Origin of the sequence: Bradyrhizobium sp. CSA112, assembly GCF_029051645.1 — a bacterium.
Lineage (GTDB): Bacteria > Pseudomonadota > Alphaproteobacteria > Rhizobiales > Xanthobacteraceae > Bradyrhizobium.
In genome coordinates this window covers 48,572-63,427 of the sequence record NZ_JAACFS010000018.1, presented here as the reverse complement: position 1 = coordinate 63,427, position 14,856 = coordinate 48,572, and the positions used below count along the sequence as shown (strand labels likewise).

Here is a 14,856-nt window from a genome sequence, read left to right as displayed (position 1 = left end):
TGGACGGCAAAAGAGATGGGTATCGCTTCGCTCCGCCCATCCTACGAAGCAGGATGCGACCGAGGACTAGAACATGAACTTCGACGACACTCCGCAGGAAGCCGCGTTCCGCGCCGAAGCCAGGGCGTGGATACAAGCCAACGCGCCGAAGCAATATGAGGAAGAGCTGCGCAAGTCCTCGCTCGGCCGCACCGTGCTGAAGGGCGCCAACATCCTTGAAGTCGCAAAAGCTTGGCAGAAGAAGAAGGCCGATGCCGGGTGGGCCTGCCTGCACTGGCCGAAGGAATATGGCGGCCGCGGCGCCTCGCCGATCGAGCGGGTGATCTGGCAGCAGGAAGAGGGCCCGTTCGGCAAACTTAGCGGCATGTTCATCATCGGCCACGGCATGTGCGGGCCGACCATGATGGCGTTCGCCGGCGAGGAGCAGAAGCGGAAGTACCTCCCGCCGCTGGCCTCCGGCGAAAAGGTTTGGTGTCAATTATTCTCCGAACCTGCCGGCGGTTCCGACGTGGCGGGCTTGCGCACCCGCGCCGAGAAGAAGGGCGACGACTGGATCATCAACGGCCAGAAGATCTGGACCTCGGGCGCGCACTATTCCGATTACGGCATCCTGCTGACGCGCACCGATCCGACCGTGCCGAAGCACAAGGGCCTCACGATGTTCTTCCTGGACATGAAGAGCCCGGGTGTCGAGGTGCGGCCGATCAAGCAGGCCAGCGGCCAGTCCGACTTCAATGAGGTCTACTTTACTGACGTGAAGATCCCGGACTCGCAGCGGCTGGGGAGCGTCAACGACGGCTGGAACGTCTCGCTGACCACGCTGATGAACGAGCGCATGTCGATCGGCGCGGGCGTTTCGACCGGCTTCCCGGAACTGTTCGACTTCTGCAACAGCCTGATGCTGGAGGATGGGCCCGCGATCGAGGACCGCAGCGTTCGCTCGAAGCTTGCGAACTATGCGGTGAAGGCCAGCGGCCTCCGATACACCAGCATGCGCGCGATCTCGGCGCTATCGAAGGGCGAGCGTCCCGGTCCGGAAAATTCGATCGGTAAGCTGGTGGCGGGATCGATGGTCCAGGAAGTCGCGATGTATGCGCTCGACCTGCAGGGCGCCGCCGGCGTGCTGAGCGGGCCGGAAGACGCCGAAGTCGCCGGAAAATTCCAGGCGATGCTGCTGCGTGCGCCGGGCACCCGCGTCGAAGGCGGCACTGACGAAATCATGCGCAACATCATCGCCGAGCGCGTGCTCGGTCTGCCCGGCGACATCAGGGTCGACAAGGACGTGCCGTTCAACAAGATCCCGACCAAGGGAAGGGCTTGATCCTCATCCTGAGGAGCCGCGCGAAGCGCGGCGTCTCGAAGGATGAAGGCCCGGCCGGTGGCCTCATGGTTCGAGACGCGCGTTCCGCGCTCCTCACCATGAGGAAGAGACAGAAGCAAGATTAGAAAAATGAGAGGTCCGCCATGAACTTCGACGATACCCCGCAGGAAGCGGAATTCCGTAGCCTTGCCCGCAAATGGATCGACGCCAATGCGCCGAAGCAATATGAGGCGGAGCTGTCAAAATCCTCGCTCGGCCGCATCCGCCTGGAGAAGGAAGAGATCGTCGATGTCGGCAAGGCCTGGCAGAAGAAGAAGGCCGAGGGCGGCTGGGCCTGCCTGCACTGGCCGAAGGAATATGGCGGCCGCGGCGCGACCCCGATCGAGAAGGTGATCTGGCAGCAGGAAGAGGGCGTCTACGGCAAGCTGACGCAGCCGTTCCAGATCGGCGAGGGCATGTGCGGCCCGACGGTGATGGCGTTCGGCAGCGAGGAGCACAAGCGCCATTATCTGCCCAAGCTCGCTTCCGGCGAGCACATCTGGTGCCAGCTCTTCTCCGAGCCGGCCGGCGGCTCCGACGTTGCGGGCTTGCGCACGCGCGCGGAGAAGAAGGGCGACAACTGGATCGTCAACGGCCAGAAGATCTGGACCTCGGGCGCGCATTATTCCGACTACGGCCTGCTGATCACCCGCACCGATCACAATGTGCCCAAGCACAAGGGCTTGACGATGTTCTTCCTCGACATGAAGAGCAAGGGCATCGAGGTGCGGCCGATCAAGCAGGCCAACGGCATGCAGGAGTTCAATGAGGTCTATTTCACAGATGTCGTGATCCCCGATCATCAGCGTCTCGGCGCGGTCGGCGACGGCTGGAACGTGTCGCTGACTACGCTGATGAACGAACGCATGTCGATCGGTTCGCGGCTTGCGACCGGCTTTCCCGAGATGTTCGAGTTCTGCTCGAACCTGATGACGGATGACGGGCTCGCGATCGACGATCCCGCGACGCGTTCGAAGCTTGCGAGCTGGGCGGTGAAGGCGAGCGGGCTGAAATACACCAGCTACCGCGCGATCTCCTCGCTCTCCAAGGGCGAGCGTCCAGGCCCCGAGAATTCCATCGGCAAGCTGGTCTCCGGCACCATGCTGCAGGACATCGCGACTTATGCGATGGATCTGCAGGGCGCGGCCGGCGCGCTCACCGGCGCGGACGAGGAAGCGGCGCGTGGCCAGTTCCAGCAGATGCTGCTGTCCTCGCCCTCGATGCGCATCGCCGGCGGCACGGACGAGATCCTGCGCAACATCATTGCCGAACGCGTGCTGGGCCTGCCCGGCGATATCCGCGTCGACAAGGACGTGCCGTTCAACAGGATCCCGACCAAGGGGCGGTGAACATGGATGCTGTGGCGAAGGCGAGTTACACGACAGAAGATCGCATCGGCGTGCTCGAAGAGCTCTTGAACGAGCGCTACTCCGTGCGCGCGTTCCTGCCGCAGGAAGTGCCGCGCGAGACCATCGAACACATTCTCAAGGTGGCGCAGCGCACGGCGTCATGGTGCAACAGCCAGCCATGGCAGGTGCTGATCGCCAGCGGCGAGGCAAAGGAGAAGTTTCGCAAGGCGATCTACGCCGAGGCCGCCTCCGGCGCCAAGGACGATCATGACTTCACGCCGCCGCGCGAATATCTCGGCGTCTATCTTGAGCGCCGGCGCGAGAGCGGCTTCCAGCTCTACAACACGCTCGGCATCACCAGAGGCGACAAGATGGCCTATGCGAAGCAGGCGCTGGAGAACTACAATTTCTTCGGCGCGCCGCATGTCGCTGTTATCCACACCGACGAGCCGCTCGGCATCTACGGCGCGGTCGATTGCGGCGCCTATGTCTCTAATTTCATGCTGGCGGCGCAGGCGCTCGGCCTCGGCACGATTCCGCAAGCCGCGCTGGCGCGGCATTCCGGGCTGATCCGGCGGCACTTCAATCTTGCCGACGACCGCCGCGTGGTTTGCGGCATTTCCTTCGGCTATGCCGACCACGCCCACAAGGTCAACAGCTACCGTACCTCGCGGGCGAGCGTCGCCGATACCGTGACGTTCATCGATGAATAGCGAGATCAGGTAGGTCGCGAACCGGCTCTTGCTGATACCGCGCCGCCATCGCCTGCGCGATCTCGGCCATCTTGTCGCGCAGTTCCGCCGGCGCCAGCACCTCAGCCTCTGCGCCGAGGCGCAGCAGTTCAGCGGCGGCGTGCCAGATGGATTTTCCGATTGGCACTACCGCGATCCGCCAGCCCGCCGCATCAGTCGCGTCCTCAAACCGCGTGCGTGTCTTCACATAGGGCTGGCTCAGGACGTCGAGCAGCTTGATGCCAAACGGTGACAGCCGCACGGTGGCGCGGTTTGGATGCAGTTCGGCTTCGAGGCGCTCCGTCGCGCGCTGCCAATAGGCGGCGAGATCGAAGTCAGCGGGCCGGACGAAGGTCTTTTCCAGCACCATGCAATCGAGGATACGCGCCACGCGATAGGTGCGCACGCTGCCATCGACGCTGCCGGCGAGATACCAACTGCCGGCCTTCAGCACAAGGCCGAGCGGCGCGACGCGGCGGCGTTTTTCGGCCTTCCAGCTTCGGTAGCGGATCTCGATCAGGCTCTCGCGCAGCAGCGCGCCGGCAATGGCGCGCAGATGCTCGGGGTGCTCCGCCTCTCCGAACCAGCCTGGCGCATCGAGATGAAAGCGTCCCAGCATCCGCGCGGCGCTCGGGCGCAGATTGGCCGGCAGAGCCGCCATCACCTTGGTCTGGGCCGCCATCATGGCTGCGTCCAGGCCAAGCGCAGCGGCCGGCCCCGGCAGTCCCGCCATGAACAGCGCCTCAGCTTCGGGCGGCGATAGTCCGTTCAGCCGCACCCGGTAGCCGTCGAGCAGACGATAACCGCCTTCCGCGCCGCGCTCCGCATAGACGGGGATTCCGGCCGCCGAGAGCGCGTCGATGTCGCGATAGATCGTGCGCACCGAGACCTCGCAGGCCTCGGCGAGTTCGGGCGCGGTGATCCGCCCCCGGGCCTGCAGGGCGGTGAGGATGGAAAGCAGCCGGCTCGCGCGCATGGCCCCTTAAAGCATACCTGACACAAGATGTCAGGTATGTCGGTTCATAGAGAGGCCATGGCCCGAGGGCGCATCTGGAGACCTGCCAATGACCGATCCCAACCGCATCACCCTGTATTATTCGCCGCAGAGCCGCGCGACCGGCGCACGGATCCTGCTGGAGGAGTTGGGCGCGCCTTACGATCTCCACGTCCTCAACATGAAGGCAGGCGAGCAGCGCCAGCCGGCCTATCTCGCCGTCAACCCGCTCGGCAAGGTGCCGGCGATCCGCCACGGCGAGGCGCTGGTGACCGAGCAGGTCGCGATCTACATCTATCTCGCTGACCTATTTCCCCAGGCGGGCCTTACGCCCGCCCTCAATGACCCCCTCCGCGGCCCCTATCTGCGCTGGATCGCCTATTATGGCGCCTCGTTCGAGCCGGCCGTGATCGACAGCTTCATGAAGCGCGAGCCGGCGCCGGTGACGCAATCGCCATATTCCGATTACGACTCGATGCTCGGTGCTCTCGAGGCGCAGCTATCGAAGGGGCCATATTTGCTCGGCGAACGCATGACAGCGGCCGATATTCTCTGGGGCGTTGCCTTTAGCTGGACGATGATGTTCGGCCTCGTGCCCAAAAAGGACGTGTTCGTTCGTTACGCCGAGCGCATCACACAGCGCCCGGCATTTCAGCGGATCAGCGCCGCAGACGATGAGATGGCTGCCCGGCACGCTGAGGCAGCCGGATAAAAGATGCAACCACCCCCATGATAAAGACGATGCACACGACCAATTGCTTCAACACCTTTATCCGCGTCGCGGAGGACTGTCCGGCGCAAACGGGCGAGGAGCCGCCGCTTCGCGGCGGCAATCCGACCGTCGCAAGCCTGCAATATCAGATGATCGCGCAGGCGCCCTACAAGTACACCTCCGACGACGTGGTTTTCGCGACCTCTGCTCCCGGCAGGCAACTCGATGCGAAGGCGACAAGGAAGGCGCGCGATCTGGCCCGCAGCGAATTCTTCTCCAGGGGCCAGGCGTGCCTGCGGGCATCGGGTCTCGGCAAGCGCTTCGGCTGGGGCATTCACGCCGATGCCGAAGGCCGCGTCGCCCTCTACGCCGTCGACAGCAAGCGATACCAGGCGCTTGCAAAGGATCCGAACATCGCCCAAACACGCGCGATGCGGACGAAGCGGGCCTGAGTAGATGGTGGGCACGCGCGTCAAGCACGTGCCGACAGCAACTCCTCGGTGATCTCGTCGGAGAATTGCTTTCGCTTGCCGGCGATCAGCACCCATTCGGGATCATCAGCAATAGCCGTCGCGTGCGGCATTCCATGGTCGAGCAGTGCACGGGCACAGCCGACCCAGTCGCCGCCTTCCACCGGCTCGTTGCAGGATGCCCAGCCCAGTGTGCCGCAGGCATTGTCGCCGTGGCCGTGCTGTTCCGTCCACTTCGCGCCGTGTTCGAGCAGGAAGCGCGTCAAGGCGGCGTTGCCGTTGAACACTGCGAGGTTGAGGGCCGATGCATCCCAGTCGCCGCCGCGCACCGCGATCGGCCAGCCGAGCCTGACCATCAGCCTGACGATGTCATCGGCGCCTGCGGCGGCCATATCGGGCAACAGTCGCAATTGTGGCGGCGACAGCGAGGCTGGCAGATCGGGCCGCCGCAACGCCACCGCACGCGCTTCTTTCTCGTCGCCACGCGCGCATGCGGCGACGAAGCGTTCTTCGTCGGAAATATCAGGTGCGTCGGTTTGCGCCCGCAGCAGGGCGGCAACATCGGTAAGCCCGAACTGCAACGCCAGCCGGTACGGGCTGATCCCCTCCGGGGTCGTCGCCGACGGATCGGCGCCCGCATCCAGCAGGGCCTTCACGTGGCGGGGCCGGCGGCGGTAGATGGCCCAGGTGAGCGGCGAACCCCAATCGGTCAGCGGTGCATTTCGCGCGGGCTCGTTCGGGTCGCCGCCATACTCCAGAAGTAGTTTTAGCGCGGTATCGTCATCGAGGTCGATCGACCGATAAATCGCATTGCTCCCGGCAATGGGCGCGCCGTGCTCCAGCAGCAGGCGGGTGCAAGCCGGATTCTCCAGGGAGTGATAGAGCGATTCCCCGTCATTGGGGTCCGCGCCGGCGTCGAGCAACAGTCTGGTCAGTGCCGGATCGTGGTTGCTACCGGCCGCGCCATAGAGCGTCGAGAGCGGATAGCGCTGATCCGGCTCGTTCAGCGATCCCGGCGGCCAGCGGCTATGGATGTGCTGATTGACGTCGGCGCCGGCAGCGATCAGCAATTGCGCGCCGCGATGCAGGCGCTCGCGAAATTCCTCCACGCGCAGCAGGCTCGAATGCGTGACGGCGAATAGCGGCGGCAATCGCAGTGGACCGCCAGCCCGGTTGATCCATGCCGGATCGGCCTGCGTCGCCCGCCGCAGCGCGCTTTCGTCACCGATCGCGCAGGCAAGATAGGGGTCGCCGGCGACGAGTTCAGTGTCGTCAGCCAGAATCCGCAAGGCAACGCGCGGGTTCGCGCGGTTGGCGACGCCGCTGACATCTCCGGAATAGATAAGCTGAGCCCAGTGCAGGATGCGGGCCCTGCGCTCGTCGCGCGCAGCCATCTGCACTTCGACGTAACGCTTCAGGTCGGGCCAGGAAGCCAGGCCGTGCTCGCGCGCGATGCATGATTGCGCGTCGTGCAGGCGCAGTTGCAGCGCTGCAATGTCCTCATCGCTGCGGCCGGACGCCGCCGGCAGCGCGCGGCGAAACCGCGCCATCGCAGCCGGATCGCGGCTTCGATAGAGGCGGATCAATTCCTTGGCTTGTTTCTTCAGATGATCGAGATTCAATCGATCGGGAGACCGGTTCATCAGACACCTCCGTGCATGACATCGCCGAAGGCCCGCAATACCGGCTGCACAAAGGCTCTAGATGTCGCTCGAAAGCTGCAAGTGGGTTCAACCCTTCCCGCGGGCCCGGGAGCGGCTTGCACCGCTTCCGCTACCATATGGCCGGGCAGGGCGACGGTCAATGTTTGCCACGATCTGCGGGTGAGGTCAGGGGCCTTCATCCTTCGAGACGCGCGTTCCGCGCTCCTCAGGATGAGGTCTTAGACCCTCATGGTGAGGAGCGCGGCAAAGCCGCGCGTCTCGAACCACCAGGCCACCGGGTACGGGAGACGATTCCACGCAACTGGAAAGCGTCTAGAATTTCGGCGGGCGCTTTTCCGCAAACGCCTTGATGCCTTCCTTGATCTCGGCGCTGCGCATGCTTTCGCGATGGCGACGGTCGGCGGCATCCTCGTCGAGCTTGCCGCGGGCGAATTCGTTGATGGCGCGCTTCATGCCGCGCATCGCCAGCGGCGCGTTGCCGGCCAGGATATCGGCGAGCCGGTCGACTTCCTCGTCCAGCGCTTCCGCCGGCACCATGGCGGTGAGGTAGCCGATCCGCAGCATTTCCGGCGCGGTGATCTTCTGGGCGGTGAGAAACAGCATTTTGGCGTTGTCGACGCCGAGCCGCGAGATGTAGCGCTTAATTCCGCTTGGGTAGTAGTGCAGGCCGAGCCGCGCCGCGGGCATGAACATTTCAGCGGTATCGATGCCGATGCGGAAATCGCAGGCCAGCGCTAGGTCGGTGGCGCCGCCATAGACGCCGCCATTGAGCCGGCAGATCGTCGGCACGCCAAGGTCCTCCAGCCGGTTGACAACGAGCTCGAACGCCGATCCCGCGCTCTGCTGTTCCGTCTCGCTGGTTGCCCGATCCGCCACCGAATTGAGATCATAGCCGGCGCTGAAGGCGCGGCCGGTGCCGGTCAGCACCAGCACCCGGATCGCGGGATCGGCCTCGATCCGGTCGAACAGTTTTGTGAGATCGCCGAGATCCTCGCTCTGCAGCCGGTTCAGATGTTTCGGCCGGTTGAGGCGGATGGTGGCGCGCGCGCCGCTGATTTCAATGATAGGCGCGCTCGCCGCCTTGGCCGCATCGGGCATGCTGTTCTCCATTCTTCTTGCTTGTTTGAACTATCTGTTTTCTTGGCACTGCCCGCCAGCGGGGAGGCCGTCAACGACGGCCTTTACACAGCGTTACGCGGCCCCCGGGGCCCCGCGCGCCGGGCCGCGGCCGGGAGCGGGGTCGAGGGGCGAATTTTACCCGGGAATCGTGAGAATCCCGACAAATCGTCGTTCTTTCCTCGTATATCAAAATGGCCCCGCGGACATTACGATAGCGGGCACTGCAGTAGAATCGTGAAAACGCACTCGTTTAGATATTGGTTGGTTTCCGATGGATACGTCTCATCTGGCACAACACGCAGGAACGGCGGGCGCGCTGTTTGCGACGATTTTCGTGGTCGCCACCACCACGATGAAGACCATGATCCCGTTGCGGATCTTCGGCATTCTCGCCAACGTCATCCTGATCCTGACCGCGATCCCGGCCCGCAACTATCTGGTCATGGTGGTGCAGGTGCTCATGCTGCTCGTCAACTCCTATCGCCTGCACCAGATGCTGCAACTGGTGCGCGACGTTAAGAAGTCCGTCAACAGCGACCTCTCGATGGAATGGCTGAAGCCGTTCATGACCGAGCGCCAATGCGCGGCCGGCGAGATCCTGTTCTACAAGGACGAAAAAGCCGAGGACATGCTCTATATCGTCAGCGGAAAGTTCAAGCTGGTCGAATCAGGCATCGTGCTGCCGGTCGGCGCCATCGTCGGCGAACTCGGCATGCTGTCGCCGTCGAACATGCGAACCCAGACGCTGGAATGCGTGGAAGCCGGCCTCGTCCTCAGTGTCAGCTACACCAAAGTCGAGGAGCTCTATGTGCAGAATCCGGCTTTCGGCTTCTATTTCCTTCGCCTTGCCAGCGCCCGGCTGTTTCAGAACCTCGAGACGCTGCAGCAGCAGTTGAACCAGCAAATGGCGTCCGCTGCGGCGCCGAAGCCCGCATAGAGGCCGGGAGTCCAGAGGAGTGACAGACCGCGGTATCCTGTCGTCGTTGCGTTACCTGTTCGCGGACTTCATCGGCGAGGATGATGACGACACAGCACCGTTCCTGCCCGAGGGGCTGCCGGAGCCGGTGACGGCGGTGGCGAGCGACGCCATCCATCTCCTCATCGACTATCAGAGCCCGAGCTACGCCGGGCTCTATGTCCACCGGCTGCGGCGGTTCATCGGCAAACAAGGCGTCGACGACGCGATGCTTACCGAAATTGCACGGCTGATGGCGGTGCGCATGAGTTATGAGGACCCGATCCGGATCGCGCAGCTCAAGCTTGCCGAACTCGATGGCCGGCCGGGGTCCGTCGATGTCAGGAAACTCCGGCTCGATGAATTGATCGGCGCGCTCCCCGCAGTCGTCGCCGAGTACGTCCTCGATGCGCTCGAATGGATTGGGTGGGCGCACAAGACCGTCTCCATCCGGTTCAGCACGGCAAGTCGCTTGGGCATTCGCCGCCTCAAGATCGAAGCGGGGCTGCGCCGATGGCGGCTGCTTTCGGTGCGTTATGCCAAGGAGCGGGTCTGGGTCGAACGCTGGCTGCACATGATCGATCGCAGCCTGACCAAACAGCCCCAGGCCGCGTCGGCGATGATCCATACCGCAACGATGATCGTGGGATATGGCGAGGTCTATCGGCAGGGCATGGCAGACTGGAACGCGATCATCGACGGCCTTGCCAAGCCGACCTTCGACGGCGTGCTGGCCTTGCCCGATCTCGCCGGCGCGGTGGCCGAAGCACGCGCCGCCGCAATGCCCGACCCGCGGCAGGTGGTGCTCAAGCGCAAGATCGCCGAGATAAGGGCACGGGTGCCCGTTAACGTGTAGGGTGGGCAAAGGAGCGTGAGCGACGTGCCCACCATCTATCCATGCGCGAGGTCCTGATGGTGGGCACGCTTCGCTTTGCCCACCCTACAAGAGCTCGAGTTTACGCGCTCTGCGCAGTCTTCACGACCACGACCTTATCGTCTTGCGCATGATCCTGAACGGCGTGCCGCTTGAGATGTTCGCGGCGCAAGCCGATTTCGTTGCGCACGAATTCATAGCCGAGCTTGAAGGTATCCAGCCCGTCGCTGGAGATGGTTCCGTCGCGCAACCCGATCACCACGCCGCGCAGGGTCGCTTTCAGCTCGTCCTGCAGTTCGTCGAGGGCGTCCAGCGAGTTGGCGTATTCCATGCGCTCGCCGATATCGAGAATGGCGGTCGCGAGTTGGCTGGCCTTCTCCGGCGCGATCCGGGTGACCTTGGTGTAGATGGCGGCAAAGATCGAGCCGATGATGCTGAGCGCGGCCAGGGCAACATACATCAGGTCGCTGTAGCGCTCGATAAAGGACTTGATTTCGTCGTTGATGTATTCGGCAGCGCCGGGATGCGCCACGATGAAGGCATCCTTGTCGGTCGCTGGCGGTTCGATCTTGGAGGCGAAGCCGTCTGTGAGCGAGAGCTCGGCCTTGTTCTCGTAGATGATCCGCGCAAGGTCGCTCACGGTCGTGGTCGAGAGCTTGGATTGGGCGACCAACAGCCATTCGAGCCCGATGGTATCGACGTCTTCCGCGGGCACGGCGGGTGAGGCAGACAGCATTCCGGTCGCCACCGTTTCCTCTGATATCGCCGGGTACTTCCTGGCGATCGCTTTCGCCGAATCGATCGCATTCAGGGTGAAGCCGCCGCGCCTGGCATATTGTTCGTAGCTCTTGTCCTTTACGATCTGCGAGGCGTGCGCGATCTTGACCACGGCGCCGAAGCCCGCGGCGAACAACTGGTCGAAGGTCGCGCCCGGCGGCGCCATCTGGACCCGCGTCGCGGCATCCGGGGCGTCCGAGAGGTCGAGAATGTTGCGCACCAGCGCGCCGCCGCTCTCGCTGTCGGCTATGACTGCGATCTTCTTTTTCTTCAGCTCCGCGATGGATTTGATTTTCTTGCCGCTCGGGCTGATCAGCAGAAGCAGATCGTGTTCAAGGATCGCAACTGCACGCGCGCGGGGCGGGATCCTGGCGTCGGTGCGCAATATCGCAAGGTTGGCTTCCCTGCGGTCGAACTGCGACAACGCCTTTGCATTGTCGTTGTTGGGCACGATCTTGAGCCGCAGCCGCGAAGAATTGTTCGTCAGCACCGTCGCCAGCCGGGCGGCGAAGCGCGCCTCGGGGCCATTGGCCTCGCCGACGGCAAACGCCAGCGTCTCGGAATTGCGCACCCAGGTGCGGCCGCCCCACACCACGGCGGCGGTCAGGACCAGTGTCAGGATGGAAAACAGCAGGATCTGGGTCCGGTTGCTCTTGACGACCCGCGCGCGGCGACGCGGCATTTTCGGATGCGGCGTTGGGGCTTCAGCACTCATGGCTCGTACCCGGAAAGTCAGGGACGTATCGCCGAGCAGGCCGCAGGCCGTCCGAATGAATTCGTAAATACCTAGAAAAGAACGATAATTTTGCCCGCCCGCCGATGATAGCCCGCTCCTATGGGATTGCAAACCGCGCCCCCCGGTAACCTTACTCCGCGGACCACGCTGCGCGCCCTTGCCGCACTATCGCAGTTCCGCCACACCATGCGATTTTCAGACCACCCACAGGTGCATTCCGGCGAGAGAGATGTCATAAATGAAGGCAACGTTCGATTACTCCGGGTTGAGAAGAACATTGCGCTGACAGCCTAGGCCCCGGTATTTCGCCATCCCGTCAGTCCCAGCAAAGGGCGTCAGCTTTGTTGTTTCCTTCAATGTCGTCCTCGGTCCCGGTAGGTGCGCTGGTAGGATGGATGCTGCTTCTCACCGTGAAGCACGTCATTGCCGACTTCATGCTGCAAACTTCCTGGATGGCGATCGGCAAGGATCAAAAGACCGGCTGGGCGATGCCGCTACTGGCGCATTGCGCTGTGCACCTCGCGGTATCGTTGGCGCTGATCCTGATCGTCGCGCCGCGATTCTGGTTCGTCGCCTTTATCGACTTCGCCATTCACATCACCGTCGACCGTCTCAAGGGGATCATCGCTTCCCGGTACGGCGTGACGCTGGAGAACGAGCACCCGTGGTTCTGGACGCTGATCGGCGTCGATCAGGCGCTGCACCATCTCACCGGTTTCGGCCTGGCTATCTTCATGGCGGCGAACTGATTCCGCGGCCGCCCGGCATCGACCTCCTTATTTCAATTTTCAACCATCCGCCTGGACGGGAGGGCGCGCATCGGCACTGGCGCGAATCATGTTCCGATTTCGATTCAGTCAAGACTGGCAAGTCTTCCGGAACACTACTGGTGGGCGTGGTTAACCCTTCATTAGAGAATTGCGCTGCATCTTCCGGAAAGGGAGAACCCGCAATGTTTTCAAGCCGCGACGCCTTCGAGAACGATTTTTGTCCGGTCCGGGACGAGCTGCTCGGCGAGATGTATCGCGCCAACGCGCACGGCCTGCCGCTCTTGGTCGACAGCGTTTCGTCCGAGGTCCGCGCCATGCTGGCGCTGTTCTGCTATCGCCGCAGCCACCTCCACGCGCTGGCTATTGCCATCGCGGCGAGCTGCACCGAACGCGAGCTGATCCATTTCGGCGGCCGGGTCGGCTCCACGCTCTATGCGTTGTCGCGCGAACCGGCCGCGCGTTCCGCCTCGTCGTCATCGCACGGCGGCCGCAAGCCGATCACCCTTTCGACCAAGCCGCTCTCGACCTTCAAGCCGATCGACGACGAGATCGACGACGAAGATTTTGCCGAAGCGGTGACGGTCTGACGGAGTCCAATGCTGTCGTCCCTGCGAACGCAGGGACCCATAGCCACCGGCCTTGGTTGTTACAGAAGGCGTCGGCCAAACTATCTTATCGATAGATCACGCGGTATGGGTCCCTGCGTCCGCAGGGACGACGGGAAGCGCCGGCAATCCGTGCCGCTTTCGCGCCATCGCGCATTCGACGTCGCCGGGCATGCAGGTGCGGCACACCTCGGGCCGCACCGCGTAGACCAGGCACGACGCCGCCTCGCCGACTTTGCCTGACAGCGCCGAACAGCGCTCGCCCTCGCAGCGCATTCCCGACAGCCGTTCGTTGACGAATCTTTCCGGAATCAGGTCGAGCGCCGCATCATCCTCGGTGGTGAAACGCGGCCAGTTCTGCGAGTAGCTGCAGCAGGCGCCGCAGGCCTGGCAGGGGTTTTGGCTGTCGGCGGTGATTCCTTGCATGTTTCAGCGTTTAGCCCGGAATGACGGCCGCGGCCAGCTAACCTTGCTGTCACAAGCCCCTCATCGTGAGGAGCGCCAACGGGTCCGCGCGTAGCGCGGCCCGATGACAGGCTCCGCGCCGTCTCCGGACGATGCTTCGCATCGCCGGGCGAACCATGAGGCCCCGTCTGTGGCCCACACCCTTCGAGACGCCCGCTCTGCGGGCTCCTCAGGATGAGGGTTTGAACAGCATGACCAGTGGAATCAACCGCCTCAAGTATCCTTCGGCGCCTCCCAGACCAGGCTGCGCCGCCATTTTGCGCGCAGGATGTCGCGACGTTCCGGATATTTTTCGTTGTGATAGACCGCTTCGACCACGCGGTCGGTGCGGAAACTGCGGAAATCCTTGCGCAGCTCGCACCACGCCGCGAGTATCCGCACCGCCTCGTGATAGCCGACGGCGATCGGCCAGATCGTGCGCTGGCTGTCGCGGCCATGCTCGTCGCGATAGTTCAGCGTGATCTTCTTGCCTTCGTGGATCTGCGTCCGTGTCCGCACCATGTCGATACGGTCCGGCTCCCGGTTCCATGCCCGCCGGGCGCGACTGGCTGGCTCCAGCACGAATGGCCGCAGGCGCTCAGGGACGGTTTCGGCGACCTTGGCCATCAGGTCCTGCGCGGCGCGCGCCAGCGCGGGATCGGCATGGCCGACCACCCATTGCGCGCCAAGCACGCAGGCCTCGATCTCATCGGGGGTCAGCATCAAGGGCGGCAGGTCAAAACCCTTTTCCAGGATGTAGCCCACGCCGGCTTCGCCGCGGATCGGCACGCGCTGTTCGATCAGGGTCGTGATGTCGCGGTAGATGGTCCGCTTCGAGGTTTCCAGCTCGGCCGCGATCGCGTCCGCCGTCATCGGCTTTCGGGTGCGCCGAAGCACCTGAATGATCTGGAACAGCCGGTCGGCCCGTCGCATGGCTCGTTCTCTTTTCTAAAAGGCACCTGCTCGATGCTGACAGCATGTTGGCAGCAGGAGGTGGGTATATCGGGACAACACCTCAAGTGAAGGGAATTTGTCCATGACGATTTTCAGCGAATTCGGCCTCCGGGGAGGCCGCGGACCACTCGCCAATGCCCAGGGATTTGCATTGGAACAGCTCGTTTCCATCCATTGCGTCATCACCGACCTGCGCTGGGCGATGGTTGAGCTGGCGTGGCGTTCATTCACCGCAATGTGCGCCTTTGCGCAAGCGCAGCTTGTCTCGTGGGTGCGCAAGGCCCGTACGCCGCGGCCGGAGGAAGGCCGCGGCCGGCATTGTTGCTGCTGACACCATGGTGG

The 14,856-nt window shown here is 63.5% G+C and carries 16 protein-coding genes; 10 read left to right on the top strand and 6 right to left on the bottom strand.

Annotated features, from left to right (window positions below; genetic code table 11):
- Nucleotides 1-73 precede the first annotated feature (73 nt).
- The 3 genes from GWE18_RS25730 to GWE18_RS25720 all read left to right on the top strand — a co-directional run bounded on the left by GWE18_RS25730 (nucleotide 74) and on the right by GWE18_RS25720 (nucleotide 3,422).
- The gene (locus GWE18_RS25730) at nucleotides 74-1,321 is read left to right on the top strand and encodes an acyl-CoA dehydrogenase (RefSeq protein WP_275188492.1); all 1,248 of its coding nucleotides are present in this window, start codon (nucleotides 74-76) and stop codon (nucleotides 1,319-1,321) included.
- Nucleotides 1,322-1,464: 143 nt separating this feature from the next.
- Nucleotides 1,465-2,709 carry an acyl-CoA dehydrogenase gene (locus GWE18_RS25725; protein ID WP_275188491.1) on the top strand — a complete coding sequence of 415 codons (1,245 nt, stop codon included), beginning with the start codon at nucleotides 1,465-1,467 and terminating at the stop codon, nucleotides 2,707-2,709.
- A 2-nt stretch (nucleotides 2,710-2,711) separates the two neighbouring features.
- Entirely contained in the window at nucleotides 2,712-3,422 is a 711-nt protein-coding gene (locus GWE18_RS25720) for a nitroreductase (protein WP_275188490.1), read from the top strand.
- On the opposite strand, the gene GWE18_RS25715 is transcribed toward GWE18_RS25720, so the two are convergent.
- Nucleotides 3,409-4,416, bottom strand: coding sequence for a YafY family protein (locus GWE18_RS25715; RefSeq protein WP_275188489.1), 1,008 nt, complete (start codon nucleotides 4,414-4,416; stop codon nucleotides 3,409-3,411). The two genes, GWE18_RS25720 and GWE18_RS25715, sit on opposite strands and share 14 nt — an antisense overlap.
- Before the next feature lie 88 nt (nucleotides 4,417-4,504).
- Here GWE18_RS25715 and GWE18_RS25710 point away from each other — a divergent pair, with 88 nt between their 5' ends.
- The gene (locus tag GWE18_RS25710; protein ID WP_275188488.1) at nucleotides 4,505-5,146 is read left to right on the top strand and encodes a glutathione S-transferase family protein; all 642 of its coding nucleotides are present in this window, start codon (nucleotides 4,505-4,507) and stop codon (nucleotides 5,144-5,146) included.
- Between the two features lie 29 nt (nucleotides 5,147-5,175).
- Nucleotides 5,176-5,598 (top strand): DUF6157 family protein, encoded by a 423-nt coding sequence (locus GWE18_RS25705; RefSeq protein WP_275188487.1) that lies wholly within the window; start codon nucleotides 5,176-5,178, stop codon nucleotides 5,596-5,598.
- A 20-nt stretch (nucleotides 5,599-5,618) separates the two neighbouring features.
- On the opposite strand, the gene GWE18_RS25700 is transcribed toward GWE18_RS25705, so the two are convergent.
- Both GWE18_RS25700 and GWE18_RS25695 read right to left on the bottom strand, forming a co-directional pair.
- Nucleotides 5,619-7,259 (bottom strand): hypothetical protein, encoded by a 1,641-nt coding sequence (locus GWE18_RS25700; RefSeq protein WP_275188486.1) that lies wholly within the window; start codon nucleotides 7,257-7,259, stop codon nucleotides 5,619-5,621.
- Between the two features lie 333 nt (nucleotides 7,260-7,592).
- On the bottom strand, nucleotides 7,593-8,378 hold the full coding sequence (locus GWE18_RS25695; RefSeq protein WP_275188485.1) for an enoyl-CoA hydratase/isomerase family protein: 786 nt from the start codon (nucleotides 8,376-8,378) through the stop codon (nucleotides 7,593-7,595).
- A 292-nt stretch (nucleotides 8,379-8,670) separates the two neighbouring features.
- On the opposite strand from GWE18_RS25695, the gene GWE18_RS25690 reads away from it, so the two are divergent.
- Nucleotides 8,671-9,336, top strand: a complete 666-nt coding sequence (locus tag GWE18_RS25690) for a cyclic nucleotide-binding domain-containing protein (RefSeq protein WP_275188484.1) — start codon at nucleotides 8,671-8,673, stop codon at nucleotides 9,334-9,336.
- Nucleotides 9,337-9,355: 19 nt separating this feature from the next.
- The gene (locus tag GWE18_RS25685; RefSeq protein WP_275188483.1) at nucleotides 9,356-10,210 is read left to right on the top strand and encodes a DUF6537 domain-containing protein; all 855 of its coding nucleotides are present in this window, start codon (nucleotides 9,356-9,358) and stop codon (nucleotides 10,208-10,210) included.
- Nucleotides 10,211-10,310: 100 nt separating this feature from the next.
- Here GWE18_RS25685 and GWE18_RS25680 read toward each other — a convergent pair whose 3' ends face one another.
- Nucleotides 10,311-11,720, bottom strand: a complete 1,410-nt coding sequence (locus tag GWE18_RS25680; RefSeq protein WP_275188482.1) for a TAXI family TRAP transporter solute-binding subunit — start codon at nucleotides 11,718-11,720, stop codon at nucleotides 10,311-10,313.
- A gap of 416 nt (nucleotides 11,721-12,136) precedes the next feature.
- Here GWE18_RS25680 and GWE18_RS25675 point away from each other — a divergent pair, with 416 nt between their 5' ends.
- Nucleotides 12,137-12,490, top strand: coding sequence for a DUF3307 domain-containing protein (locus tag GWE18_RS25675; RefSeq protein WP_275188481.1), 354 nt, complete (start codon nucleotides 12,137-12,139; stop codon nucleotides 12,488-12,490).
- A gap of 203 nt (nucleotides 12,491-12,693) precedes the next feature.
- On the top strand, nucleotides 12,694-13,098 hold the full coding sequence (locus tag GWE18_RS25670) for a hypothetical protein (RefSeq protein ID WP_275188480.1): 405 nt from the start codon (nucleotides 12,694-12,696) through the stop codon (nucleotides 13,096-13,098).
- Between the two features lie 96 nt (nucleotides 13,099-13,194).
- On the opposite strand, the gene GWE18_RS25665 is transcribed toward GWE18_RS25670, so the two are convergent.
- Together GWE18_RS25665 and GWE18_RS25660 are read right to left on the bottom strand one after the other, a co-directional pair.
- Nucleotides 13,195-13,542, bottom strand: a complete 348-nt coding sequence (locus GWE18_RS25665) for a YkgJ family cysteine cluster protein (RefSeq protein ID WP_275188479.1) — start codon at nucleotides 13,540-13,542, stop codon at nucleotides 13,195-13,197.
- A gap of 252 nt (nucleotides 13,543-13,794) precedes the next feature.
- Nucleotides 13,795-14,493: a YafY family protein gene (locus GWE18_RS25660; protein ID WP_275188478.1), complete on the bottom strand. Its 699-nt coding sequence runs from the start codon at nucleotides 14,491-14,493 to the stop codon at nucleotides 13,795-13,797.
- Between the two features lie 103 nt (nucleotides 14,494-14,596).
- On the opposite strand from GWE18_RS25660, the gene GWE18_RS25655 reads away from it, so the two are divergent.
- Nucleotides 14,597-14,845: a hypothetical protein gene (locus GWE18_RS25655; RefSeq protein WP_275188477.1), complete on the top strand. Its 249-nt coding sequence runs from the start codon at nucleotides 14,597-14,599 to the stop codon at nucleotides 14,843-14,845.
- Nucleotides 14,846-14,856 lie beyond the last annotated feature (11 nt).

What these genes read in the sequence shown, in the direction of transcription:
- GWE18_RS25705 (WP_275188487.1), top strand. Translation starts at nt 5,176, where the DNA reads ATGCACACGACCAATTGCTTCAACACCTTTATCCGCGTCGCGGAGGAC.
- GWE18_RS25665 (WP_275188479.1), bottom strand. Translation starts at nt 13,542, where the DNA reads ATGCAAGGAATCACCGCCGACAGCCAAAACCCCTGCCAGGCCTGCGGC.
- GWE18_RS25720 (WP_275188490.1), top strand. Translation starts at nt 2,712, where the DNA reads ATGGATGCTGTGGCGAAGGCGAGTTACACGACAGAAGATCGCATCGGC.
- GWE18_RS25655 (WP_275188477.1), top strand. Translation starts at nt 14,597, where the DNA reads ATGACGATTTTCAGCGAATTCGGCCTCCGGGGAGGCCGCGGACCACTC.
- GWE18_RS25660 (WP_275188478.1), bottom strand. Translation starts at nt 14,493, where the DNA reads ATGCGACGGGCCGACCGGCTGTTCCAGATCATTCAGGTGCTTCGGCGC.
- GWE18_RS25695 (WP_275188485.1), bottom strand. Translation starts at nt 8,378, where the DNA reads ATGCCCGATGCGGCCAAGGCGGCGAGCGCGCCTATCATTGAAATCAGC.
- GWE18_RS25690 (WP_275188484.1), top strand. Translation starts at nt 8,671, where the DNA reads ATGGATACGTCTCATCTGGCACAACACGCAGGAACGGCGGGCGCGCTG.
- GWE18_RS25700 (WP_275188486.1), bottom strand. Translation starts at nt 7,259, where the DNA reads ATGAACCGGTCTCCCGATCGATTGAATCTCGATCATCTGAAGAAACAA.
- GWE18_RS25675 (WP_275188481.1), top strand. Translation starts at nt 12,137, where the DNA reads ATGCTGCTTCTCACCGTGAAGCACGTCATTGCCGACTTCATGCTGCAA.
- GWE18_RS25725 (WP_275188491.1), top strand. Translation starts at nt 1,465, where the DNA reads ATGAACTTCGACGATACCCCGCAGGAAGCGGAATTCCGTAGCCTTGCC.
- GWE18_RS25715 (WP_275188489.1), bottom strand. Translation starts at nt 4,416, where the DNA reads ATGCGCGCGAGCCGGCTGCTTTCCATCCTCACCGCCCTGCAGGCCCGG.
- GWE18_RS25710 (WP_275188488.1), top strand. Translation starts at nt 4,505, where the DNA reads ATGACCGATCCCAACCGCATCACCCTGTATTATTCGCCGCAGAGCCGC.
- GWE18_RS25670 (WP_275188480.1), top strand. Translation starts at nt 12,694, where the DNA reads ATGTTTTCAAGCCGCGACGCCTTCGAGAACGATTTTTGTCCGGTCCGG.
- GWE18_RS25680 (WP_275188482.1), bottom strand. Translation starts at nt 11,720, where the DNA reads ATGAGTGCTGAAGCCCCAACGCCGCATCCGAAAATGCCGCGTCGCCGC.
- GWE18_RS25730 (WP_275188492.1), top strand. Translation starts at nt 74, where the DNA reads ATGAACTTCGACGACACTCCGCAGGAAGCCGCGTTCCGCGCCGAAGCC.